This is a genomic window from Candidatus Methylopumilus rimovensis, from assembly GCF_006364615.1.
GTDB classification, from domain to species: Bacteria; Pseudomonadota; Gammaproteobacteria; order Burkholderiales; family Methylophilaceae; genus Methylopumilus; species Methylopumilus rimovensis.
Genome location: NZ_CP040986.1, coordinates 424,753 through 449,033, shown reverse-complemented (window position 1 = coordinate 449,033; position 24,281 = coordinate 424,753). Strand labels below are relative to the sequence as shown.

At 40.8% G+C, this 24,281-nt stretch carries 25 protein-coding genes, 3 tRNA genes and 1 rRNA gene; 10 read left to right on the top strand and 19 right to left on the bottom strand.

Annotated elements, in window-relative coordinates; translation table 11 throughout:
• Positions 1-260: 260 nt before the first annotated feature.
• From FIT61_RS02365 to rpoE, 18 genes are all read right to left on the bottom strand, one after another.
• Positions 261-336, bottom strand: a tRNA-Ala gene (locus FIT61_RS02365).
• A gap of 25 nt (positions 337-361) precedes the next feature.
• Positions 362-438: transfer RNA gene (locus FIT61_RS02360), tRNA-Ile, on the bottom strand.
• Between the two features lie 84 nt (positions 439-522).
• Positions 523-2,064, bottom strand: a 16S ribosomal RNA gene (locus FIT61_RS02355).
• A 267-nt stretch (positions 2,065-2,331) separates the two neighbouring features.
• Positions 2,332-2,408 (bottom strand) — tRNA-Met (locus FIT61_RS02350).
• 86 nt (positions 2,409-2,494) lie between these two features.
• Positions 2,495-4,384: a molecular chaperone HtpG gene (gene htpG, locus FIT61_RS02345; RefSeq protein WP_139882975.1), complete on the bottom strand. Its 1,890-nt coding sequence runs from the start codon at positions 4,382-4,384 to the stop codon at positions 2,495-2,497.
• An 86-nt stretch (positions 4,385-4,470) separates the two neighbouring features.
• Positions 4,471-5,220: a tRNA threonylcarbamoyladenosine dehydratase gene (locus tag FIT61_RS02340; protein WP_139882974.1), complete on the bottom strand. Its 750-nt coding sequence runs from the start codon at positions 5,218-5,220 to the stop codon at positions 4,471-4,473.
• A gap of 8 nt (positions 5,221-5,228) precedes the next feature.
• Positions 5,229-5,606 (bottom strand): holo-ACP synthase, encoded by a 378-nt coding sequence (gene acpS / locus FIT61_RS02335; RefSeq protein ID WP_139873240.1) that lies wholly within the window; start codon positions 5,604-5,606, stop codon positions 5,229-5,231.
• Positions 5,607-5,628: 22 nt separating this feature from the next.
• Positions 5,629-6,354, bottom strand: a complete 726-nt coding sequence (gene pdxJ / locus FIT61_RS02330) for a pyridoxine 5'-phosphate synthase (RefSeq protein ID WP_139882973.1) — start codon at positions 6,352-6,354, stop codon at positions 5,629-5,631.
• 8 nt (positions 6,355-6,362) lie between these two features.
• Complete coding sequence (gene recO / locus FIT61_RS02325; RefSeq protein WP_139882971.1) at positions 6,363-7,079, bottom strand: DNA repair protein RecO; 717 nt, start codon at positions 7,077-7,079, stop codon at positions 6,363-6,365.
• Between the two features lie 7 nt (positions 7,080-7,086).
• Positions 7,087-7,977: a GTPase Era gene (era, locus tag FIT61_RS02320; RefSeq protein WP_139882969.1), complete on the bottom strand. Its 891-nt coding sequence runs from the start codon at positions 7,975-7,977 to the stop codon at positions 7,087-7,089.
• Positions 7,978-8,661 carry a ribonuclease III gene (rnc, locus tag FIT61_RS02315; RefSeq protein WP_139873236.1) on the bottom strand — a complete coding sequence of 228 codons (684 nt, stop codon included), beginning with the start codon at positions 8,659-8,661 and terminating at the stop codon, positions 7,978-7,980. It lies immediately after the preceding gene.
• A complete protein-coding gene (lepB, locus tag FIT61_RS02310; protein ID WP_139882968.1) occupies positions 8,661-9,404 on the bottom strand; it encodes a signal peptidase I in 744 nt (247 codons plus the stop codon). The genes rnc and lepB overlap by 1 nt, the downstream gene beginning before the upstream one ends.
• Positions 9,401-11,197 carry a translation elongation factor 4 gene (gene lepA, locus FIT61_RS02305; RefSeq protein ID WP_222845046.1) on the bottom strand — a complete coding sequence of 599 codons (1,797 nt, stop codon included), beginning with the start codon at positions 11,195-11,197 and terminating at the stop codon, positions 9,401-9,403. The genes lepB and lepA overlap by 4 nt, the downstream gene beginning before the upstream one ends.
• 107 nt (positions 11,198-11,304) lie before the next feature.
• Positions 11,305-12,729, bottom strand: coding sequence for a DegQ family serine endoprotease (locus FIT61_RS02300; protein WP_139882966.1), 1,425 nt, complete (start codon positions 12,727-12,729; stop codon positions 11,305-11,307).
• A 24-nt stretch (positions 12,730-12,753) separates the two neighbouring features.
• On the bottom strand, positions 12,754-13,188 hold the full coding sequence (locus FIT61_RS02295; RefSeq protein WP_139882965.1) for a SoxR reducing system RseC family protein: 435 nt from the start codon (positions 13,186-13,188) through the stop codon (positions 12,754-12,756).
• Positions 13,189-14,145, bottom strand: coding sequence for a MucB/RseB C-terminal domain-containing protein (locus FIT61_RS02290; RefSeq protein WP_187351822.1), 957 nt, complete (start codon positions 14,143-14,145; stop codon positions 13,189-13,191). It lies immediately after the preceding gene.
• A 7-nt stretch (positions 14,146-14,152) separates the two neighbouring features.
• Positions 14,153-14,611 carry a sigma-E factor negative regulatory protein gene (locus tag FIT61_RS02285; RefSeq protein WP_139873230.1) on the bottom strand — a complete coding sequence of 153 codons (459 nt, stop codon included), beginning with the start codon at positions 14,609-14,611 and terminating at the stop codon, positions 14,153-14,155.
• Positions 14,612-14,635: 24 nt separating this feature from the next.
• Positions 14,636-15,355 carry an RNA polymerase sigma factor RpoE gene (gene rpoE / locus FIT61_RS02280; protein WP_139873229.1) on the bottom strand — a complete coding sequence of 240 codons (720 nt, stop codon included), beginning with the start codon at positions 15,353-15,355 and terminating at the stop codon, positions 14,636-14,638.
• A 111-nt stretch (positions 15,356-15,466) separates the two neighbouring features.
• Between rpoE and nadB the strand changes: the two genes are divergently transcribed.
• Together nadB and FIT61_RS02270 are read left to right on the top strand one after the other, a co-directional pair.
• Positions 15,467-17,089 carry an L-aspartate oxidase gene (gene nadB, locus FIT61_RS02275; protein ID WP_139882964.1) on the top strand — a complete coding sequence of 541 codons (1,623 nt, stop codon included), beginning with the start codon at positions 15,467-15,469 and terminating at the stop codon, positions 17,087-17,089.
• 74 nt (positions 17,090-17,163) lie between these two features.
• The gene (locus FIT61_RS02270) at positions 17,164-17,643 is read left to right on the top strand and encodes an FKBP-type peptidyl-prolyl cis-trans isomerase (protein ID WP_139873227.1); all 480 of its coding nucleotides are present in this window, start codon (positions 17,164-17,166) and stop codon (positions 17,641-17,643) included.
• Here FIT61_RS02270 and FIT61_RS02265 read toward each other — a convergent pair.
• On the bottom strand, positions 17,640-18,440 hold the full coding sequence (locus tag FIT61_RS02265) for an inositol monophosphatase family protein (protein ID WP_139882962.1): 801 nt from the start codon (positions 18,438-18,440) through the stop codon (positions 17,640-17,642). The two genes, FIT61_RS02270 and FIT61_RS02265, sit on opposite strands and share 4 nt — an antisense overlap.
• Before the next feature lie 94 nt (positions 18,441-18,534).
• Between FIT61_RS02265 and FIT61_RS02260 the strand changes: the two genes are divergently transcribed.
• The 8 genes from FIT61_RS02260 to hscB all read left to right on the top strand — a co-directional run bounded on the left by FIT61_RS02260 (position 18,535) and on the right by hscB (position 24,280).
• Positions 18,535-19,278: an RNA methyltransferase gene (locus FIT61_RS02260; protein ID WP_139873225.1), complete on the top strand. Its 744-nt coding sequence runs from the start codon at positions 18,535-18,537 to the stop codon at positions 19,276-19,278.
• Positions 19,279-19,341: 63 nt separating this feature from the next.
• Complete coding sequence (cysE, locus tag FIT61_RS02255; RefSeq protein ID WP_139882960.1) at positions 19,342-20,088, top strand: serine O-acetyltransferase; 747 nt, start codon at positions 19,342-19,344, stop codon at positions 20,086-20,088.
• Positions 20,089-20,177: 89 nt separating this feature from the next.
• Positions 20,178-20,660: a Fe-S cluster assembly transcriptional regulator IscR gene (iscR, locus tag FIT61_RS02250; protein WP_139873223.1), complete on the top strand. Its 483-nt coding sequence runs from the start codon at positions 20,178-20,180 to the stop codon at positions 20,658-20,660.
• 6 nt (positions 20,661-20,666) lie between these two features.
• A complete protein-coding gene (locus FIT61_RS02245) occupies positions 20,667-21,812 on the top strand; it encodes a cysteine desulfurase family protein (RefSeq protein WP_139882958.1) in 1,146 nt (381 codons plus the stop codon).
• A gap of 15 nt (positions 21,813-21,827) precedes the next feature.
• Complete coding sequence (locus FIT61_RS02240; RefSeq protein WP_223259485.1) at positions 21,828-23,039, top strand: IscS subfamily cysteine desulfurase; 1,212 nt, start codon at positions 21,828-21,830, stop codon at positions 23,037-23,039.
• A gap of 17 nt (positions 23,040-23,056) precedes the next feature.
• Positions 23,057-23,440: a Fe-S cluster assembly scaffold IscU gene (gene iscU / locus FIT61_RS02235; RefSeq protein WP_139873220.1), complete on the top strand. Its 384-nt coding sequence runs from the start codon at positions 23,057-23,059 to the stop codon at positions 23,438-23,440.
• Positions 23,441-23,447: 7 nt separating this feature from the next.
• Positions 23,448-23,771 carry an iron-sulfur cluster assembly protein IscA gene (iscA, locus tag FIT61_RS02230; protein WP_139873219.1) on the top strand — a complete coding sequence of 108 codons (324 nt, stop codon included), beginning with the start codon at positions 23,448-23,450 and terminating at the stop codon, positions 23,769-23,771.
• Positions 23,768-24,280 carry a Fe-S protein assembly co-chaperone HscB gene (hscB, locus tag FIT61_RS02225; protein ID WP_139882957.1) on the top strand — a complete coding sequence of 171 codons (513 nt, stop codon included), beginning with the start codon at positions 23,768-23,770 and terminating at the stop codon, positions 24,278-24,280. The genes iscA and hscB overlap by 4 nt, the downstream gene beginning before the upstream one ends.
• The last annotated feature ends 1 nt before the right edge of the window (position 24,281 follow it).

The following is a 24,281-nucleotide window of genomic DNA, read 5'->3' as shown; positions in this document are numbered from 1 at the left end:
TCTTGTTATAAGTTTTTCTAAAGCAACTTAAGACCCATATTCATATCCTTATAAAAAGCTACATATATAAGGTATAAACAAAGTCATATGTTGTTTCTGATTTTGCAATCAATTACCCATTTGAATTTATCTGCTCATCACAAGTCAGATAAATTCACTTTACTTCTTCCATTTTGTTAAAGAACGAACTTAGCATTAAAGCTAAGCGTTAAAGATTGTGAATCACAACCCTTAAGGCTTATCTTTACTTATCAAAGAATTGGTGGAGGATGACGGGATCGAACCGACGACCCCCTGCTTGCAAAGCAGGTGCTCTCCCAGCTGAGCTAATCCCCCAAGTTTCGGAAAAAAAGATTAAATCTGGTGGGTCTGGTTGGGCTCGAACCAACGACCCCCGCCTTATCAAGACGGTGCTCTAACCAGCTGAGCTACAGACCCCTTAAATAAAACGGGCCAATGTTTCTTTGATAATGCCTAACAACTGATAAGTGTGAATGCTTGATAGTTCAAGACGTTCTCTAGAAAGGAGGTGATCCAGCCGCACCTTCCGATACGGCTACCTTGTTACGACTTCACCCCAGTCATGAATCCTACCGTGGTAATCGTCTTCCTTACGGTTAGACTAACTACTTCTGGTAAAACCCACTCCCATGGTGTGACGGGCGGTGTGTACAAGGCCCGGGAACGTATTCACCGCGACATGCTGATCCGCGATTACTAGCGATTCCGACTTCATGCAGTCGAGTTGCAGACTACAATCCGGACTACGATCGGCTTTCTGGGATTGGCTCCCCCTCGCGGGTTGGCAACCCTCTGTACCGACCATTGTATTACGTGTGAAGCCCTGGCCATAAGGGCCATGAGGACTTGACGTCATCCCCACCTTCCTCCGGTTTGTCACCGGCAGTCCCATTAAAGTGCCCAACTAAATGATGGCAATTAATGGCAAGGGTTGCGCTCGTTGCGGGACTTAACCCAACATCTCACGACACGAGCTGACGACAGCCATGCAGCACCTGTGTTACCGTTCTCTTTCGAGCACTTGAACATCTCTGCTCAATTCGGTACATGTCAAGGCCAGGTAAGGTTTTTCGCGTTGCATCGAATTAATCCACATAATCCACCGCTTGTGCGGGCCCCCGTCAATTCCTTTGAGTTTTAATCTTGCGACCGTACTCCCCAGGCGGTCAACTTCACGCGTTAGCTACGTTACTCATAGATTTTACTCTACCAACAACTAGTTGACATCGTTTAGGGCGTGGACTACCAGGGTATCTAATCCTGTTTGCTCCCCACGCTTTCGTGCATGAGCGTCAGTGTTATCCCAGGGGGCTGCCTTCGCCATTGGTATTCCTCCACATCTCTACGCATTTCACTGCTACACGTGGAATTCTACCCCCCTCTGACACACTCTAGCCTTGCAGTTTCGAACGCAGTTCCCAGGTTGAGCCCGGGGATTTCACATCCGACTTACAAAACCGCCTGCGCACGCTTTACGCCCAGTAATTCCGATTAACGCTCGCACCCTACGTATTACCGCGGCTGCTGGCACGTAGTTAGCCGGTGCTTCTTATCAAGGTACCGTCAACCTCATGATTTATTCGATCATAAGTTTTCTTCCCTTGCGAAAGAGCTTTACAACCCGAAGGCCTTCTTCACTCACGCGGAATGGCTGGATCAGGGTTGCCCCCATTGTCCAAAATTCCCCACTGCTGCCTCCCGTAGGAGTCTGGACCGTGTCTCAGTTCCAGTGTGGCTGGTCGTTCTCTCAAACCAGCTACTGATCGTCGCCTTGGTGAGCCTTTACCTCACCAACAAGCTAATCAGATATCGGCCGCTCCATTAACGCAAGGTCTTACGATCCCCTGCTTTCCCCCGTAGGGCGTATGCGGTATTAGCGAATCTTTCGACTCGTTATCCCCCATTATTGGACACGTTCCGATATATTACTCACCCGTTCGCCACTCGCCACCAGAGAGCAAGCTCTCCGTGCTGCCGTTCGACTTGCATGTGTAAAGCATTCCGCCAGCGTTCAATCTGAGCCAGGATCAAACTCTTCAGTTTAATCCAAAACTATTACTTGATCCTTCCTTACGAAAGGATCGGTATATTGCATTTGCTTTATTAAATCTCAAATTCATTGATAAGGTTATTAGCCTAATAAATTAAGCTAAGTGTCTTGTCATAAATTTAAAAAGTGTAAAGCACTTATATTTTGAGATCCTTATGACGAACAAAGTTTGACCCTTGTCGCGCCATAAGGATTTGTCTTAAAACTATAAGCACCCACACTTATCAGTTGTCTATTTGTTAAAGAACAGTATTTGATCTTGGTTGCGGGGACAGGATTTGAACCTGTGACCTTCGGGTTATGAGCCCGACGAGCTGCCAGACTGCTCCACCCCGCGATCGATCTGCGTACATGACGCAGAGAGGTGAGACTATAGCATCTTTTTTGAAGGGCTGTCAAACATATCCAGCCCTAAAATCAAGGCTATTCGACTAAAAATTGGTTAATTTTCTTTACAAAAGCGACCGGATCCTTTAATTGACCCCCCTCAGAAATCAACGCTTGATCAAAAATCACTTCAGCAAAATCATTGAAGCGAGCTGAGTCACCTGTATTTTCAAGCTTTTGAATGAGCTTATGCGTGGGGTTGATTTCTAAAATCGGTTTGGTGTCTGGTGTTTTTTGTCCTGCAGCTTTTAACATGCGCTCTAGATTGCCTGATAAATCGTGCTCTCCAGCCACCAAGCATGCGGGTGAGTCCGTTAAACGATGCGTGACTTTTACTTCTTTCACTTTATCGCCTAATGCTTTTTGAATTTTTTCAACGAGAGATTTTGCATCCTTCTCGATTTTCTTTTTCTCTTCTTTTTCTTTTTCGTCTTCTAGCTTTCCTAAATCAAGATCACCTTTTGCAATCGATTGTAATTTCTTACCTTCGAATTCATTGAATGTAGAAAGTAGCCACTCATCAACGCGATCACTGAGCAATAAAACTTCAATACCTTTCTTATTAAAAATTTCTAAGTGCGGGCTATGCTTTGCTGCTTCATAGGAATCAGCAGTGATATAGTAAATTACTTCTTGTCCATCCTTCATGCGAGCGACATAATCTTTTAAAGATACCACTTGTGCATTAGATGCTTCGTGTGTGGAATTGAAACGGAAAAGTTTTGCAATTTTTTCTCGGTTCGCAAAATCTTCACTGTGACCTTCTTTCATCACCGCACCAAATTCTTTCCAGAAATTTTTATAGTCGTCAGGTTTTTTTTCACTCATCTCGTCCAGAAGATCTAGAATCTTTTTAGTAGAGCCTGCGCGAATCGCTTCAACCTCTTTACTGTCTTGTAAAATTTCTCGCGATACATTTAAAGGAAGATCAGCACTATCAATCACCCCTTTAATAAAGCGTAAATAATTCGGCATAAGTTTTTCTGAAGCTTCCATGATGAAGATACGTTTCACGTAAAGCTTCACGCCATGATGACGTTCGCGATCAAATAAATCGAAGGGTGCTTTCGCTGGTATATAAAGGAGTGAAATATATTCTTGCTTACCTTCAATGCGATTATGTGCATAGGTGAGAGGTGGCTCTTGATCGTAAGAAAGATTTTTATAGAACTCGTGATATTCAGTTTCCTTAATCTCATTTTTATTTCGCGCCCAGAGTGCTGAAGCTGCATTCACAGTCTCATCTTCATCTGTAGGCACTTCTTCACCATCTTTCCATTCTGATTTTTTCATGACGATAGGAAGCGTGATGTGGTCTGAATATTTCTTGATAATGCTTTTCAAGGTCCAGTCACTTAAGAATTCATCTTCATCTTTTTTAAGGTGCAAGATGACGTCGGTACCGCGCGAAGCTTTTTCTATTTCACTGATAGTGTACTCACCCTCACCTTGCGATTCCCATTGAATACCTTGTGACGCGCCTGCACGTCTTGTGATCACCGTCACGCGGTCGGCAATAATAAATGAGGAATAAAAACCAACACCAAACTGACCGATTAAATTCGCATCTTTAGCTTGGTCGCCTGTTAAATTATTTAAGAATTCTTTTGTGCCTGATCTCGCAATCGTACCAATATTACTAATGACCTCATCTCGACTCATACCAATACCGTTATCAGAGATAGTTAAAGTGCGTTGCTTTTTATCAAAGCTTAATCTAATTTTTAATTCAGAATCTTTTTCATAAAGGCTCGCATCTTTAAGCGCTTCGAAGCGTAACTTATCAGCAGCGTCACTCGCATTAGAGATCAATTCACGAATCACGATTTCTTTATTACTATATAAAGAGTGAATCATGAGATGAAGAAGTTGCTTCACCTCTGCCTGGAAGACTAATTTTTCAGATGCATTTTCTTTTGTTGCCATGTCTATTACCTTTTTTAAAAAAATTAATATGGGATGACACTTAAAATGGGGATCACAAATTAAATTTCAAGGGTGAAAAAAACTTTTTAGCGTATTTTCTTTAAAGCAAGTGATGCTGCCATCAATCCAAAAGTGGCTGTTACCATAACACTGGATCCAAAACCGCCACAATGAAGGCCTGTCAGTGACTCATCCGTATCACAAGCACCCTCAGGCTTTATCATGACTTCATCTGTGAAGACGACATCAATACCTACTTTTTGTGATTCCTTTAATTGCAAAGCTTTTTTAACGTCATGCCGAATCTTAGCGGTCAGTCTATCCCCATGGGTTAAACTTAAATCAGCAATTTTGATGCTTGATGGATCAATACGGCCACCAGCGCCCCCTGTCATCACAAGCGGAATATTTTTACTTAAAGCGTGAAGCGCTAAACTTGTTTTAATAGATGCCTGATCAATGGCGTCAATCACGATATCAAAATGAGATGTGATGAGTGTCTCTATATTTTCATGAGAAATAAAGTCATCGACGATATGAATCTCACACATGGGATTGATTTCGAGCATTCTTTCTTTCATGGCTAGCACTTTAGATTTTCCAAGGGTACTTGTGAGTGCGTGAATTTGTCGATTGATATTCGATTCGGCAATATGATCTAAATCAATCAGCGTGATTTTTCCAATCGCATTGCGACCTAGCGCTTCAGCTGCCCAAGAGCCTACGCCACCAATGCCCACTACACACACGTGTGCATACTTAAAACGATCTAACGCTTTTTTTCCATAAAGACGTTCGACTCCACCAAAGCGTCGATTGAAATCAATGTCTTCCATAGGATGTTTTAAGTTTCGAGAACCACAAAGGCAGTTGCAATATTCTTTTCATCTGAAATAGAAATATGCTGACTTAAGATATTTTTTTCTTTTAAGTAACTTTTTAATGCTTCATCAAATTCTAGAATAGGTTTTCCTAGATCGTCATGACCTACGATAATATTTTGAAAGCGAACGGGTGATCTAAAACCGGTACCTAATGCTTTTGCAAAAGCTTCTTTCGCGGCAAAACGTTTTGCTAAGAAACGAGATTGTGTAGATGACTTTAGATAACTCTCAAATTCGGAGTCACTTAAGATTCGGCGTGCAAATGTATCGCCAAATTTTTCAATGGAGTCATGAATGCGAGAAACTTCAACAACGTCAGTACCAATACCAAAGATCATAATAGGATTATCTTTTTAAACATTACTTCGCATAGGTACGTAATAATAATTTCATTTCACGTACTGCATTGTCCCAACCTACAAATAGTGCGTGCGCTACAATTGCGTGTCCAATATTAAGTTCTTCAATACCGGGAATCCCAGCGATTAAATTCACATTATGATAATGAAGACCATGACCTGCATTTACGACAAGGCCTAAAGATAAGGCATGTTCTGCCGCATCTTGAACGCGTTTAAATTCTTTTTGTTTGGTGCCTTCATCTTCAGCATCAGCATAACTACCGGTATGAATTTCAACCACAGGTGCGCCCATTTTTTTTGCGAGATCAATGTCTTTTAAATCGGGAGCAATAAAAAGAGAAACGCGACACCCTTGCTCTCCTAATGTTTGTGTTGCACGATATAGATGATCATAGGTCTCTTTAATATTTAAGCCACCTTCGGTGGTTCGCTCTTCACGTCTTTCAGGAACAATACATACATCTTGAGGTTTGACACGTGACGCAATCGCAATCATTTCATCAGTCGCAGCTAACTCTAAATTCATTTTTGTTTGAAGGAGGGGTCGAATCGCAAAGATGTCTTCGTCTTGCATATGACGACGATCTTCACGAAGATGAAGTGTAATACTATCAGCACCTGCTTGCTCAGCTCGGAGAGCCGCCTCAACCACACTTGGGTACTTCGTCCCTCGCGCTTGTCTCAGCGTTGCTACGTGATCAATATTAATACCGAGCCTAATCATAATCTGTCTTATCCTTGTAAGTCGACAAAGAGCTGTTTAGAATGAAGGGGTTTGTCGCCTAAATAAAAACCTAATAAATAACGCATCAATTGCTTACTTTGTTGCTGTGTCTCTTTATCCTGATATTGGTCATTTGCCATATCAAGGAGCGTTTTACCTAAAACTTTAATGCCGCGATCGGTCTTCGTTAAATCACAGGCACCGTATTCGGCTTCATAACGGTATATTTTATCAGGGATAATCGGGTTTGAATCTTCATCGTAATCTAAAGTGACCGCATAGCCTAAAGCTTGTAAAAGTTTTAACTCGAACCGTCGTAATGTGATGGTGAGCTCTCGACCATCACTTAAGGCTAAAATTGTTTCATGATAAAAATGAAAGAGTTCGGTGTGAGGCTCATCTCTAGGTAATAAACGAATCATCAATTCATTAAGATAAAAGCCACACATCAATGCATCACCTTCTAAGATGGTGAGTTTCTCGCACCATTCCAATCCGTTTAAACTTTTGAGTTCAGATTTTCCTGACCAATTTGCAAGGAGCACTTGAAAAGACTGAAGCATACCGCGAGTGGATGATCGCGGACGACGCGCGCCTTTAGCAACCACTGGTATGCGGCCAAATTTTTCTGAGAAAATTTCTGCGATTAAACTTGTCTCTTTAAAAGGATAGGTGTGCAAAATATACACACGTTGATTTTCTTGACGATGACTTGGAGTTGCCATTTTAAAATTAAAGGCCTAATGATTTTAAAACGCGCTGATCGGTTGACCAGCCACTTTTGACTTTCACCCAAGTCTCAAGCCATACCTTGCCACCAAAGAGTTCTTCCATATCTTGTCTGGATTCAGTTGAAATCTGTTTTAGCTTTTCACCGTCTTTACCTATCAGCATCGGTTTCTGACTTTCTTTATCGACAATGATGGCAGCAAAAATACGACGCAAATGACCTTCGACTTCAAATTTTTCAATTTCAACTGCAATGGAGTAAGGTACCTCTTGTCCTGTTAAGCGAAATATTTTTTCACGAATAATTTCAGACGCTAAAAAGCGCTCACTCTTATCGGTAATTTCATCTTCACCATAAATAAAAGGTTGTTCAGGTAAAAAATCTCGCACCGTCGACAATAAATGATCGAGGTGTTTATTTTTTTTAGCAGATACAGGGACCATCGCTTTAAAGCTATAGGACTCACTTAATGTTTTAATTTCTTTTAAGAGTGTGTTCTTATCTTTCATTAAATCGACTTTATTCATGACGAGAATCGTGGGTCGATCTTTAGGAATCAATTTCAACACCGCTTGATCTTCTTCTGTCATGCCTCGAGACTCAATCACAAAGAGAACGACATCCACATCACCTAAAACTTGATTGACTGTTTTATTTAAACCTTTATTCATAAGATTTAAATGTTTAAGTTGAAAACCGGGTGTGTCTATAAAAAGAAATTGGGTGTCATCAATCGTTTGAATGCCTAACAATTGATAACGTGTAGTCTGTGCTTTTTTGGAGGTGATACTGATTTTACTGCCCACCAAATAATTAAGCAGTGTCGATTTACCCACATTGGGCCGTCCTACGATAGCAATCGTACCGCAACGTGTGATTTGATGTTCACTCACTTACATAGACTCCAACATCAAGTGATAAGCTTTAGATGCTGCTTCTTGCTCTGCTATGCGGCGGCTATTACCCACACCTTGCGTTTTAATATTTGATTTCTTGATATGACATTCAATGGTAAAGGTTTGGCTATGCGCTTCACCTTCAATTGAAACCACGTTGTAAATAGGCAAATCACTCTTCTTACTTTGTAATAATTCTTGCAATAATGTTTTAGCATCTTTTTGAATAAGCTTAGGATCAATTTCATTCAATTGTGTTTCAAAGCAACGTGAAACAAATTGATGTGTGGGCTCAATACCCCCGTCTAAATAGATAGCGCCGATGATGGATTCAAAAGTGTCTGCGAGAATAGATGGACGTCGCCATCCTGCACTTTTAAGTTCACCCTCACCTAATCGAATAAAGTCACCTAAGCCCATCGATGTCGCAATAGCACTCAATGAACTTTCTTTCACGAGTTGTGCACGTAAGCGACTCAAATCTCCCTCATCGATACGAGGAAATCTTTTGTAGAGTTCGCTTGCAATAAGAAAACTTAATACGCTGTCGCCCAAGAATTCGAGACGCTCATTGTGTTGGGCCGAGAAACTGCGATGTGTGAGTGCCATGATCATAAAAGAAGGATCATTAAATGTGTAATGAATGATCCTACTTAATGAAGCTTGGCGTTCTTTATCCATTAACGAATGATAGATCCTATACGTTTAAATTCGCTGAAGTTAAACCAAATAAAAAAAGCACGGCCCACTAAATGATGTTCAGGCACAAATCCCCAGACACGGCTATCAGCACTATTATCTCGATTATCACCGAACGCTAAGTAATGGTCTTTAGGGACTTCGAATTTGAAATCGTCACCCGGTAAATCATGGATGAGAATCGAGTGATTCACATCGCCTAAAGCTTCTTTAAATTCCTTCGCTTCAATATGATGAATCTCATTCATGGTGTAAGGATATTTATCGACAAATGTTTGCTCCATCTTTTTGCCATTCACAAAAAGTGTTTTACTTTTGTATTCAATCACATCGCCTGGAAGACCCACTACACGCTTAATATAATCAATAGAGGGTTTCGGTGGGTAGTGAAACACGAAGACGTCTCCACGTTTAGGTAAACCTACTTCTATCATCGTGTGATTTAAAATAGGGACACGAATACCATAAGTAAATTTATTCACGAGAATAAAGTCGCCGGCTAAAAGGGTTGGCATCATCGAACCTGAAGGAATCTTAAAAGGTTCTGCAATAAATGAACGAATAAAAAATACTAAAAAGATAACTGGGAAAAAACTTTTTGAATATTCAATGAGTATGTGTTCTTTTGCATTCGCTGCTCTTTTTTTGCTAAAAATAAAAATATCGAAAAGCCAAATGAGCCCTGTGATTGTTAACACAATAACCATAATTAAAGCAAAAATCATTTTTCTTCCACCCTTAAAATAGCTAAGAACGCTTCTTGAGGAATTTCAACATTGCCTACTTGCTTCATGCGCTTCTTACCCTCTTTTTGTTTTTCTAGTAATTTCTTCTTACGTGTAATATCGCCACCATAACATTTAGCGAGAACGTTCTTACGCATCGCTTTGACTGTCTCGCGTGCAATGATGTTAGCCCCAATAGAGGCTTGAATGGCCACGTCAAACATTTGTCGTGGAATCAATTCACGCATTTTGGCCGCCACTTCACGTCCACGGTAAACACTATTCGAACGATGCACAATTAAAGAAAGCGCATCGACCCGATCGCCATTCACCATGATATCAAGCTTCACTAAATCAGCCGCTCTAAATTCTAAGAATTCATAATCCATCGATGCGTAACCTTTTGAAATCGATTTCAATCGATCAAAAAAATCGAGCACTACTTCATTCAATGGCATCTCATAAGTCAACATCACTTGGCGACCTAAGTACTGCATATTTTTTTGAATACCACGCTTACCATTACATAAGGTCATGACAGGGCCAACATAATCTTGCGGCATCAATAAATTAATCAGAATAATGGGCTCTCTTATTTCTTCGATGCGAGAGGTGTCAGGTAATTTAGATGGGTTTTCAATTTGTGTGACTTCACCATCTCTTTTTAAAAGTTCATAGACCACAGTCGGAGCAGTTGTAATTAAATCCATATCGTACTCGCGCTCTAAACGTTCTTGCACGATATCCATATGAAGAAGGCCTAAGAAACCACATCGGAATCCAAAACCTAACGCTGTTGAATTTTCCGGTTCAAAGCGAAGCGATGAATCATTTAAACTTAATTTTTCTAAAGCGGTTCTTAACGCTTCGAATTGATTCGACTCGACAGGATAAAGTCCTGCGAAGACTTGGGGCTTTACTTCCTTAAAACCACCTAAAGCTTCAGCGGCTGGCTTATCTGCGATCGTCACCGTATCGCCCACTTTGGCGCTCGCTAATTCTTTAATACCTGCAATGATAAAACCTACCTCACCTGCGGAAAGAGACTCTTTGCTTCTCGATTTTGGGGTGAAGACACCGACTTGCTCACATAAATATTGATCGCCTGTCGCCATCAATTTAATTTTATCTTTTGGTTTTAAGACACCATCAACCACACGGACTAACATCACCACACCCACATAGTTATCAAACCATGCGTCAATGATTAATGCCTTTAAAGGTTGCGTTGCATCCCCTTTTGGAGGTGGCACTTTGGAGACAATCGTTTCTAATACATCTTGAATGCCCTCACCTGTTTTAGCAGAGCAGCGTATCGCATCGGTCGCATCAATACCTATCACATCACCAATTTCTTCAATCACACGATCAGGATCGGCGGATGGCAAATCAATTTTATTTAACACAGGGGTGACTTCTACGCCTTGATCGATTGCGGTATAACAATTGGCGACCGTTTGTGCCTCAACCCCTTGGCTTGCATCTACCACTAAAAGTGCACCTTCACAGGCAGCCAAAGAACGGCTGACTTCATAAGTAAAGTCGACATGCCCTGGTGTATCGATAAGATTAAGGTTGTAGATTTTGCCGTCTAAGGCTTTGTATTGAAGGGCTGCTGTTTGTGCTTTGATGGTAATACCGCGCTCGCGTTCAAGATCCATAGAATCTAATACTTGCGCTTCCATCTCGCGATCCGATAAACCACCACAGGTTTGAATAATACGATCAGCCAATGTCGATTTGCCGTGATCGATATGCGCGATAATTGAAAAGTTTCTAATGTTATCCATCAAGAATAATGACGCCTTCGGTTACCTAATAACAAAGGCGCTTAAAACTCTTTAAGCGCCTTTGATTGAAAGCATGTATTTTACAACAAAGCCTTTGTGCCTAGCTTAATTTATCGCTCATTCGTGATCTTAACCGGCACATAAAGCGTTTCGTCATTTCGTAAAATGAGGAGTGCTACAGTCTTGCCGTTTGGAATAGTCGCGACTTCTTTCGCAAAAGTGTCAGCACTTTCTACTTCACTATTATTAAGGGCTAAGACAATATCACCGCGACGAATGCCTGCTGCTGCGGCTGAGCCTTGGGCATCGACAACGAGTAAGCCTTTTTTGCCATTCATTTTTTTACGTTGTTGAGGAGGCGCTTCTTTTAAGACTAAGCCTAGACGATTCACTTCGGCTTTTTCAGGCGTCTTATTATTTGCAATCACCTCAGATTGATCGGACGGCATTTCACCTACCGTTAAGTTAAGTATCTTCACATTACCTTTTCTGAAGACTTCAGCTACCACTGTTTTACCCGGTTTTGTATTACCCACAGCTTTTGGTAAATCAGAAGAAGATTCAATGGCCTTGCCATCAAATTTAGTAATGACATCACCCGGTTGGAGACCGCCTTTATCTGCAGGCGCGCCTTTTTCGATACCTGCGACTAACGCACCGTTGGTATTTTTCATGCCGAATGACTCGGAGAGTTCTTTTGTTACTTCTTGAATCGCAATACCTAACCAACCACGAATCACTTTTCCATTTGCTTTAAGTTGATTCATGACATCCATCGCCACATTAATAGGAATCGCAAATGAGAGCCCCATATAGCCACCGGTACGGCTATAAATTTGTGAATTGATTCCAATCACTTCGCCCTTTAAGTTAAATAAAGGACCACCTGAGTTACCTGGATTAATAGCCACATCGGTTTGAATAAACGGCACAAAATTTTCTTGCGGGAGTGCGCGACCTTTAGCGCTCACAATGCCTACAGTCATCGTATTTTCTAAACCGAAAGGTGCACCAATTGCTGCCACCCATTCACCGACTTTAATGGTGTCAGGATTACCAATAGCAACTTTTGGTAAATTAGTTGCATTCAATTTTAAAACAGCGACATCGGTTCTTAAATCAATGCCGATAACTTTCGCTTTAAATTCACGCTTATCATTTAATTTCACCATCACTTCATCAGCGTCTTTCACCACATGCGCATTCGTTAAGACATAACCATCGCCCGTCACAATAAATCCAGAGCCTGTAGCATACACTTGCTTTTCAGGCGCGCCTTGTTGGCCGCGACCATTATGCGGTGGCATACCTGGAGGCACTGGAATACCAAAACGCTTAAAGAATTCCTGCATCTGCTCATCTTCAGGTGAACCTTGCATCATTGGATTTTGACGATTTTTTTGAATCGAACTAATATTCACCACCACTGGACTTTGTTTTTCAGCAAGCTCAGTAAAGTCTGGAAGTTCCTTCGCAACTAAACCAGTCACTATGCATAATTGAAGTAGGCATACATAAAAAAAACGTCTTATCATGGTCTATAAATTCCTTAAATTAAATTATTTAAATCGAATTAATTGTGCTTCGTTATAAAACATCTGCATCTTTTCATTGATGATGCGCTTAATCACCACAACACCTAAAAACAAACCCGTCACAGCACCTATAAGTGAAAAGAACTCTTTCATCTCTTTTACAAAACTATTGGCCATCACCATACCTAAAAACATACATAAGATGGGCACACCATAGAGCATGAGTGCGCTTTTAAGCATCAATGTTTCATCAATACCTAAAATCACAACGTCACCTAGTTTGGCATTTAAATTATTGTGAGTTTCAATATGGCCGGAACGGTGAGAAAAAATTTTGCCCCAAATAGAATTGCCACATCCTCTTACCTGTCCGCATAAACCACACGGCTTACTTCGAACTACTTCGAGTGTGACATTTTCTTTTGACGCTTTAATGACAATCGCTTCTTCTTCGATCATTTAATGTACTTTGATATCTTGAATCGAATTCGAAATTTTTTGAATCGTCGCCTGTGGTACTTCACCTACGACCATAATTTGATTCCCGTTCATCACACGTGCAAAGATATGTGATGAGCCGACCTGCGTTTCACCTATACGTGATTTCTGACCCTTTGGAATCTGATTTACAAATAAAGATACAAAAGAAAGTCCGTCTGAAAATATCCAATGATGCACGGGGTGTGGTTGATTACCCATCATTCTTGTGACGTGACTTACTTCTCGATAGCCGGTCGGTAAATTGGCAATCGTGCAATATTTTTCATGTGATACTTTATTATTAGACGCGTCATCCATGATATATTTTTTATGCGTATCCACATTGGGTTTAAACCAATTTAAATCTTGCCCGCTAAATAAAGCAATTTGATTAAAGCTCGCTTGCTCAATCACTTTTTGTTGGTGATCAAGGATGCTCATTTTTAAAATCAAGCCATATTCTTTATCCAACCATAATTTATAAAGATATCGATACTCGTCTCTAGGTTCAAGGTAGACGATTTGTGCTTCGCGACCGCCCACACGTTCTTGATCGACAAAGCGAAGCGTATAAATCGCTTTCACACTTTCAATATCTGGCGGCAAAATAGCAGGGAAAAGACTTTGATTCTGTCTTGTTTGAATCATGACATTTTCTTTGCTTGGATTAAAGACCACCATATTATTACCACGCGACAAAGCTTCACGAGGCTTGCCATCTAAAGTCACGATACGCGCGAATTCTTCTGCGCCATTATTTAAATGTGTGATTTCGATGGAACGAACATCTTGATGATTTTGATAAAGAAAAATACCTTTGTAACTTAATTTACGAGCAGCTTGCGCCGCTTTTTCTAAATGAAGCCAAGGATCCTCTACGCTTTGTGCACAAAAACTTAAAAGAAAAAGTGTGAGGCCAACAACAAATCGCTGCATAAAAAAATTATTTGGCTTGTGTTTCAACATATAACGCGACATTCGTCGGCGCTAACATTTGATGTGCTTCAATATATTCATTTGGAATATCTTGTGCAATTTCAACAGCATTTGATGTGTTCATACGAAGTGGATTCATCGTGATCATAGCGCCCACAAAAAGCACCGCGATAAATGATGCCGCGATCCGCCATGACATCCAATCGGGACTTGCGATAGCCATCACATCGGATAGTTTTTTATGGTTATTGAATTGAATTTGGATAGGCTCTTTATCAATCGCATCTAAGATAGATTGAGATGAAAGTGTGGCATCACTTAATTCGTTTTTCATAGCATCACGAATCAATTGATAGGCTTCAAAACGTTCACGTAAACGTTTGTCCTTAATAATCTCCGACACTGTATGACTTGAGCTTTTAATATCGAGCTCGTCATCGAGGAGTGTTGAAATTTTTTCTTTCATATCGCTTTTCCTTTAAAAATAAATCTACCAACGTTTATTATTGTGTTGTGACAATAATGGTTTTAATTTCTCTGCAATTGTTTCACGCGCTCTAAAAATACGTGAACGCACCGTGCCAATGGGGCAATCCATGAGCTCCGCAATTTCTTCATAACTTAAACCTTCAATTTCGCGTAATGTAATCGCGACTTTTAATTCTTCTGGTAAAGATTCAATCGCAGTATTGACCGTAATACCAATCTCTTTAGTCAAAAGCGTGGTCTCTGGATTATCAGCTTCCGCCACTTGATGGGTTTCTTCAAACTCACCGTCTTCATTTTCAAACTCAGTCATGTTACGTGGGCGTTTACCCATCGCGACTAAATGATTTTTTGCCGTATTAATGCCAATACGATAGAGCCATGTATAAAAGGCACTATCGCCCCTAAAGTTAGGGAGTGCACGATAGGCTTTGATAAAAGTCTCTTGCACGATATCTTCAATTTCAGTTTGATCGCGCACCATGCGGGTGAGAATACGGCCTAATTTTCTATGGTATTTTTCAACCAAAAGACCAAAGGCTTTTTTATCCCCTTTTTGCGCACTTTCCACTAGAACTTGATCAAGTGCACGATTCGGATTTTCTATTTTGTCACTCACAGGTTGGCTTGGCGATGATTCAACATGCTCTGAAGTATACACGGCAGGCCTATCTTGAACGAGTGATAATTTAGTTTGTTCTATGTTATTGTTAAGTCTTGGCATCGTATTTTATAAACCCCTGAATGAATCTTAAAAATAAAAAAAACCTAAAACATACTATATATATGTTGATTGACGCCCTCTCTTTTAATTAGTTCATGGAAAATACTAAAAATGTTACGTTGTGATGTGCTCATTATAGGAAGCGGTCTAGCCGGACTTACCTCAGCGCTTAAACTCGCGGACCATAAAAAAGTACTCATTGTGAGTAAGCGTGAGATTTTAGATAGCTCAAGTCAGTGGGCCCAAGGCGGGGTTGCTGCCGTCATGTCGAGTGACGACTCCGTTGAAAGTCATGCGAAGGATACCGAATTTGTAGGGGGTGGTTTAACGGACCCTAAGGTGGCAAGCTTTGTGGCATCTCATGGTCAGGAAGCCATTCAGTGGCTTATCGATTTAGATGTACCCTTTAGTCGAGATGAAGCCACACAACAATTTCATTTAACTCAAGAAGGTGGGCATAGCCACAGGCGCGTCGTGCATGCCAAAGATGCCACGGGTCGTGCGATACAAAAAACTTTAAGTGATCAAGTTAAATCACATCCTAATATCACGATGCTAGAAAACCATATTGCGGTCGACCTCATCACAGAAAACAAATCTTTAAAAGTTACAAAAATTAAATCGAATCGATGCTTAGGTGCTTATGTCTTAAATAATAAAACCGGCAAAGTGATTACAATCGCGTCGCACGAGACGATTCTTGCAGCGGGTGGCGTGAGTAAAGTCTATCTCTATACAACGAACCCTGATGTGAGTACAGGGGATGGTGTAGCGATGGCTTGGCGTGCGGGTTGCAGGGTTGCTAATATGGAATTCATCCAATTTCATCCAACCTGCCTATTCCACCCTAAAGCTAAATCTTTTTTAATCTCTGAAATTGTAAGAGGTGAAGGCGGCCTTTTAAAATTGCCCGACGGATCTCGCTTCATGGATGAATATGATGAAAGAGGCGAACTAGCCTCGCGTGATATTGTGGCACGAGCGATTGACTTTGAAATGAAGAAGCGCGGTATCGATTGTGTCTATTTAGATATCTCACATAAGGCCCCTGATTTTATTAAGTCACATTTTCCGACGATCTATGCACGCTGTTTAGAATTAGGGATCGACATCACGAAAGAATGGATCCCAGTAGTCCCTGCTGCTCACTATAGCTGCGGCGGTGTGATGACTGATTTATCGGGTCAAACCGATTTAGCGCATCTTTATGCGATTGGTGAAACTGCTTACACAGGCCTTCATGGCGCGAACCGTTTGGCGAGCAATTCACTTCTTGAATGCTTGGTATTTGGTGATGCGGTCGCAAAACATATTCTGAATTCAAAAGTAGATGTATCCAGTTTTGATTTACCTCACTGGGATGAGAGTCGTGTAACCGATGCGGATGAAGAAATTCTAATCACCCACACTTGGAATGAATTACGAAGATTCATGTGGAATTATGTGGGTATTGTGAGAACCAATAAACGTTTATCACGCGCGCTTCATCGTATTCATATGTTACGTGATGAAGTGCATGAGTTTTATACCAACTTTAAAGTAAGTCACAATCTCATTGAGTTAAGAAATCTTTTGCAGGTAGCAGAACTCATTGTGGAGTCAGCCATCGCACGACATGAAAGTCGCGGGCTTCACTTTAGTCGCGATTATCCAAAACAATTAAAGGTTGCAAAACCTACGATTCTGAAGCCCTCTAATTTTTACACCCTCCTTGATCACGATCACGGGCATTAAAATAATTATAAAAAGTCGCACCTCACTCCTTTCATCCCCTATAAAATATTAAAAAACATTTGAAGGAAATTTTTATGCAAGTCTCCATGAACACAGTGGTCACCATGACCTATGAACTTAAAGATGCTGATGGCGTTATTTTGGAATCAAGTGATCAGCCTGTAGCTTATCTTCATGGCGGCTATGACAATATTTTTCCAAAAGTGGAAGAAGCAATGCATGGAAAAAATATTGGCGACACAATTGAATTAGCCCTGGAACCTGTAGATGCTTTTGGAGAATACGATGCAGAACTTGTACAAATAGAGCCTGCGTCAGCTTTTCCTCCAGAAAATTTGAAAGAAGGTGCGCAATTCGAAGGGGAGGATGAAACCGGTGAAGTCATCTTATATACAGTAACCAATATTGCCGATGGAAAAGTTGTCGTTGACGGTAATCATCCATGGGCTGGTCAACGTATTATTTTTAAAGCGACTATTAAAGATGTACGCTCTGCAAATCAAGAAGAAGTATCACACCAGCACGTGCACGGTGCGGGTGGTCATCACCACTAAACTTTAATATCGTTTGTTAAGTGCGGCGCCAAGGTTTCGACCATGGCATCATAAATTTTAGGTGAGGCAGCTAAGATGTTGCCGGACTGAAGCCAGCCCTCTTTGCCATTTAAGTTTGAAATAATGCCACCTGCTTCTCGAACCAAAAGTCCGCCCGCTGCAATATCCCATGGGGATAAACCTATTTCCCAAAAACCATCAAGCGATCCATTGGCAACGTAAGCTAAATCTAGCGCAGCTGAACCTGGCCGTCTAATGCCTGTTGTTTTTTGAAGCATGGATTTAAACATACCTAAATAAGTATCAAGGTGCTTAAAGTCACGAAATGGAAAACCTGTGCCAATTAAAGACTCTTGAAGCTTGTCACATTTCGAAACGCGGATACGTTTGTCATTTAAGAACGCACCACGCCCTTTGGTCGCTGTATATAAATCATTTCGATTAGGTTCGTAGATGACCGCTTGAGTGATCTCACCTTTATGTTGCAACGCAATTGATACGCAATACTGTGGAAAGCCATGTAAGAAATTTGTGGTGCCATCTAATGGGTCAATGATCCAAATGAAATCACTTTGATGCGATGTCGAACCTGATTCTTCCCCTAAGAAACCATGTGTAGGATATGCATCTTTTAAGGTATCAATAATTGCGCGCTCAGCCGCGACATCGACTTCACTTACAAAGTCGTTAAAGTTTTTACTTTTAATAGTTAAAGTTCCGATATCTTGCGATGCTCGATTAATAATGGCGCCTGCGCGCCTAGCTGCCTTCACTGCAATGTTTAACATCGGATGCATAAATGGATTTCTTTCTTTTTTATAAGAACGTGTCTATTTAAATCTTTGTTTTTTTATAGACTTGATAAAATGCTATTTTACATGAAGGAACTCCATGGTCGCTACTTCAGAAGCACTCAATCGAATTCGAATTATTCTTTGCCAGACAAGTCATCCAGGTAATATTGGCGCTACTGCGCGTGCGATGAAGACGATGGGCATTCATTCGCTTTATCTCGTATCACCTAAAAAATTTCCACATTCTGAAGCGACTGCAATGGCGTCGGGGGCTGATGATATTCTAATGAATGCGCACGTTGTCGATGATTTAAAGAGTGCTTTAAAAGGTGTCAAGCTCGCTGTAGGTTTGTCTGCAAGAAGACGCGAATTATCTCAACCCTATTTAGATATTCGTGAAGTCGCAAACGAAATGATTCGTATTGCAGATCAGTCTGATGTGGCTTTTGTCTTTGGTAATGAAACGAGTGGCCTTTCAAATCTTGAAACAAATCAATGCCAAATGTTAAGTTTTATTAATGCTAACCCAAATTACTCATCGCTTAATTTAGCCCAAGCCGTGCAAGTGGTATGTCACGAATTAAGGCAGTCAAGCATCTCAACAAATTCACCTAAGCTCTATATCAAAGACTTAGATCTCTTAGCGGATCATGATAGCTTGATGGGATTCTTGTCGCATTTAGAAATCATGCTAGACGAAATTGATTTCCTAGATAAGGTTCAAGGTGAGCGTTTGATGCAACGGCTTCATATTCTTTTCACGAGAGCACAACTCGAGATCGATGAAGTCAATATTCTGCGCGGCATATTAACGCAGGTTCAAAAAAAAATAAAATCTTAATGAAGGTTTTTTATTAACCTAGCAATTTAGTCAAGTTTAGCGTTTCATGCGATAATTTCAATTATGTTTAAAAAAATTAGAGAAGATATTGCTATTGTGTTTGAACGCGACCCAGCCGCGAGGTCAACACTTGAAGTACTAACGACCTACCCTGGTGTGCATGCATTACTCATTCACCGACTAGCTCACGCTTTTTGGCAAATTAAATTTTACTGGTTAGGTCGCATGATTTCTCATATCGGTCGTTGGTTCACCGGTATTGAAATTCATCCAGGCGCGACAATTGGTCGTCGTGTATTCATTGATCATGGTATGGGGGTCGTGATTGGTGAAACCGCGATAATTGAAGATGATTGCACGCTCTATCATGGCGTCACATTAGGGGGCACATCTTGGAATAAAGGTAAGCGTCATCCTACGTTAAAGCAAGGTGTCGTTATTGGTGCGGGCGCCAAAATCTTAGGCCCTATTACCATCGGACGCGGAGCTAAAATCGGATCCAATGCAGTGGTGGTGAAAGACGTGCCAGCTAAAGCGACGGCCGTCGGTATTCCTGCGCGCATTGTTGAAGAAGAAGGCAAAACAAAACAAAAAAGTGCGGTGCAATTGCCAGCCTTTAACGCTTATGCAGTGGGTAAAGATGAGCCTGATCCCATGCATAAAAATATCGATCATTTAATGTCGGCCATTAGAAAACAAAACCAAACGATTGAGCGTTTAGAAGCTCAAATCAAGTCCTTGAAGCCTAGGGCCAACGAGGATCTCAAGCTCGCCAAAGCCTTCTCGCTCAAGAAAAAGACCTCTAAATAATACTTGACTAAAATGTTAGGTTATTCTATAGTCTAAGCTTCGGAAATTTCAAAAATTTCTTATAAGTTTAAAGATAAAAGGATTTTCTTATGCGTCTGACTACCAAGGGTCGTTTTGCAGTCACTGCCATTCTTGATCTCGCGCTCAACGAGTCAGAAAAGCCTGTCACTTTAGCTGACATCAGTGAGCGACAATCCATTTCTTTATCTTATCTTGAGCAACTTTTTAGTCGCATGCGACGTGAAGGCATTGTAAAAAGTGTTCGCGGTCCTGGTGGCGGTTATCACCTAGCTAAAAAACATCAAGACATTACAGTGAAGTCTATTATCAGTGCTGTCGACGAAGAGATTGATGCCACACAATGCGCTGGCAAAGAAAATTGCCATGAAGGCGGACGCTGTATTACCCATGATCTTTGGGCATCCATTAATACCAAAATTTTAGATTACCTTGAAAGTTTAACTTTAGCGCACCTTGTCGAAGCTCAATCTAAAGACGTTAAGAATCATGAGCGTGCAATTTTTTTCTTGAACGATAAACTTAATCAAGACAATTTAGCTAAAGCTAGTTAACCCAATATGCAAAAAGTTTATTTTGATCATAACGCGACAACGGCCATAGACAAAAAAGTCTTGAGCGTCATGATGCCTTACCTTGAAACACAGCAAGGTAATCCGACAAGCCAACATAGTTTCGGTCGGCATGCGAGAACAGCGATTGAAGAAGCGCGTGAACAAGTGGCATTAGCCATTCACGCTCACCCTTCTGAAGTTATCTTTACTTCAGGTGGCACTGAAGCCAATAACATGATCGTGCATGGTGCGGCGATTAAAAATCCTCAAAGCACTTTGGTACGAAGCAATATTGAACACCCTTGTGTCGCACGCCCCATGGAAGCCCTCACGCATCAGGGCTGGCATCAAGACTTACTCAAAGTAAATCATGATGGCGTGATACCGGATGAAGCTTATAAAAGTATCACTGCAGATAATATTAGCCTTGTCTCTGTGATGTTAGCGAATAATGAGACAGGTGTGATTCAAGAGGTCTCTCGCCTATCTGATTTTGCAAAAGGAAAAAAAGCAATCTCGCATACAGATGCTGTGCAAGCCTTTGGAAAAATGGAGGTGCGCTTTGATGAGCTTGAGATTGATGCAATGACACTTTCTAGCCATAAAATTTATGGCCCTCAAGGTGTAGGTGCTTTAATCTTAAATAAGCGCTCTGATATTGAGCCCCTTATTTATGGTGGCGGACAAGAGAAGAATTTAAGGAGTGGCACTGAAAATATTGCTGCGATTGTAGGTTTTGGTAAAGCGTGCGAATTGATTTCAGAATCATTAAAAGAATCATCCATGCGTTCACGTGAACTTCAAACAACACTCGAATTTCATTTAAAAACATTGGGTGCTGAAATTTTTTCTGAAAAAGTAAAAAGACTAAGCAACACCACTTTCTTTGCATTTAAAGATATCGAGGGTTCAACGCTACTCACTGCATTAGATAAAAAAGGTTTTGCGATTGCGAGCGGTTCTGCATGCTCAAGCGTCAATAAAGAACCAAGTCATGTATTACTTGCTATGGGTATCGATGAAGATTTAGCGCGTGGTGCATTGCGTATTAGTTTTGGAAACCAAAACACAATAAATGATGTCACATCATTTATTGAAACATTAAAAAAAGAATTACAAACATTAAAACAACTGACCGCAATCGCGGCATAAGAGATGACCGAACATATGGAACGTAAACCAATTTATTTAGATTACTCAGCAACGACACCGATTGATCCCCGTGTCGCCGAAAAAATGATTCCGTATATCACAGAACATTTTGGCAATCCTGCATCAAGAAGCCATAGCTTTGGTTGGACTGCAGAAAAAGCAGTGGAAGAGGCGCGTGAAGAAGTCGCTAAACTCGTCAATGCTGACCCTAGGGAAATTGTTTGGACGTCAGGCGCTACTGAATCTAATAACTTAGCGATCAAAGGTGCGAGTCATTTTTATAGCACCAAAGGTAAGCACGTCTTAACGATTGCGACTGAACATAAAGCAGTCATCGATGCGGTGCGTGAACTTGAACGCGAGGGTTTCACGGCGACTTATTTAGAGCCTGAGCCTAATGGCTTAGTCGATTTAGAAAAATTTAAAAAAGCCATTCGCCCAGATACGGTTTTAGCCTCTGTCATGATTGTCAATAATGAAATTGGTGTGATTCAAGACATAGAAGCCCTAGGTAATATCTGCCGAAATGAAAAAGTTATCTTTCATGTAGATGCTGCGCAAGCGACTGGTAAGGTTGATATCGACCTTGAAAAATTACCTGTAGATTTAATGAGTTTTTCTGCACACAAAACATACGGACCTAAGGGTATTGGTGCGCTTTATGTAAGACGTAAACCACGTATTCGTATTGAGGCGCAAATGCATGGCGGTGGTCATGAGCGCGGCATGCGTTCAGGTACGCTAGCCACACACCAAATTGTAGGCATGGGTGAAGCATTCAGAATCGCTCGCTTAGAAATGAAATCAGAGAATGAACGCATCATAAAATTACGGGATAAATTACTTCAAGGCTTACAAAGCATTGAAGAGGTTTATGTGAATGGCGACTTAAAACATCGCATCCCACATAATCTTAATATCAGCTTTAACTATGTTGAAGGTGAATCACTCATCATGGCAGTGAAAGATATTGCGGTCTCAAGCGGTTCTGCATGTACGTCAGCTAGTTTGGAACCAAGCTATGTATTGCGTGCACTAGGTCGCTCAGATGAATTAGCTCATAGCTCTATTCGTTTTTCGATTGGACGCTTTACCACAGAAGCTGATGTAGATTTTACGATTCAATTACTAAAAGACAAGATTCAAAAATTAAGAGAGCTCTCACCATTGTGGGAAATGTTTAAAGATGGCATTGATATTAGTAAAGTTGAGTGGGCTGCCCACTAGTTTTTTTAAGGACATATATGGCATACAGCGATAAAGTTTTAGATCACTATGAAAACCCAAGAAATGTGGGATCCCTCGATAAGAATGATCCACACGTCGGTACCGGCATGGTCGGTGCGCCAGCATGTGGTGACGTAATGAAATTACAAATTAAAGTGACTGATGATGGTGTGATTGAAGATGCAAAGTTTAAAACCTACGGCTGTGGTTCTGCGATTGCTTCGAGCTCACTCGTGACCGAATGGTTAAAAGGTAAAACATTAGACCAAGCATCTGAAATTAAAAACTCAGCTATTGCAGAAGAGTTAGCATTACCCCCTGTTAAAATACACTGCTCAGTCTTAGCGGAAGACGCAATTAAATCAGCCATTGCGGATCTAAAGAGTAAACAAGGTAAATAAACTTAACATGACCATTTCTTTAACACCTAAGGCTGCGGAGCGCGTCGAAAAATATCTCAAAAATCGAGGTAAGGGCGTGGGACTTCGACTAGGCGTTAAAACAACGGGCTGCTCCGGCATGGCTTACACATTAGAGTTTGTGGATGACACCCTACCTGAAGATCAAGTATTTGAAAGTCATGGCATCAAAATCATGGTGGATCCAAAAAGTCTTGTTTATATAAACGGAACCGAACTCGATTTTGCTAAAGAAGGTTTAAATGAAGGTTTTAAATTTAATAATCCTAACGTCAAGGCAGAATGTGGCTGCGGTGAAAGCTTTACAGTGTGAGTCAAAATTTTTTTACACTCCTCAAACTTCCAGAAGCATTTGTTATCGATTTAGAAAGACTTGATCAGAACTACCAAGACATTCAAAAAGAAATTCATCCAGATCGCTTCGCATCATTTGATGATGAAACTAAATTAGAATCCATCAAAAAAACAGCTCAAGTGAATGACGCTTATCAAACTTTAAAGTCGCCTATTCGACGCGCAGAATACATGCTTCAACTTCATGGTGTGAATATCCATGATGAAAAATATACGGCTGTGCCTCAAGATTTTTTAATGCAGCAAATGGAATGGCGTGAAGAACTCGAAACACACAAGCAAAATAAATTAGCCCTTGAAAAATTAGCTACTGAGATTCAAAAAAATAAAAATGACATGATGAATCAACTTCCAGCCTTCTTTGATCAAAAAAATCATCTTAACGATGCCATTAAAATCACGCGTGAACTTAATTTCATTGAAAAAATTGAACAGCATATTCATGATGCATTAATCGAGATTGTTTAAA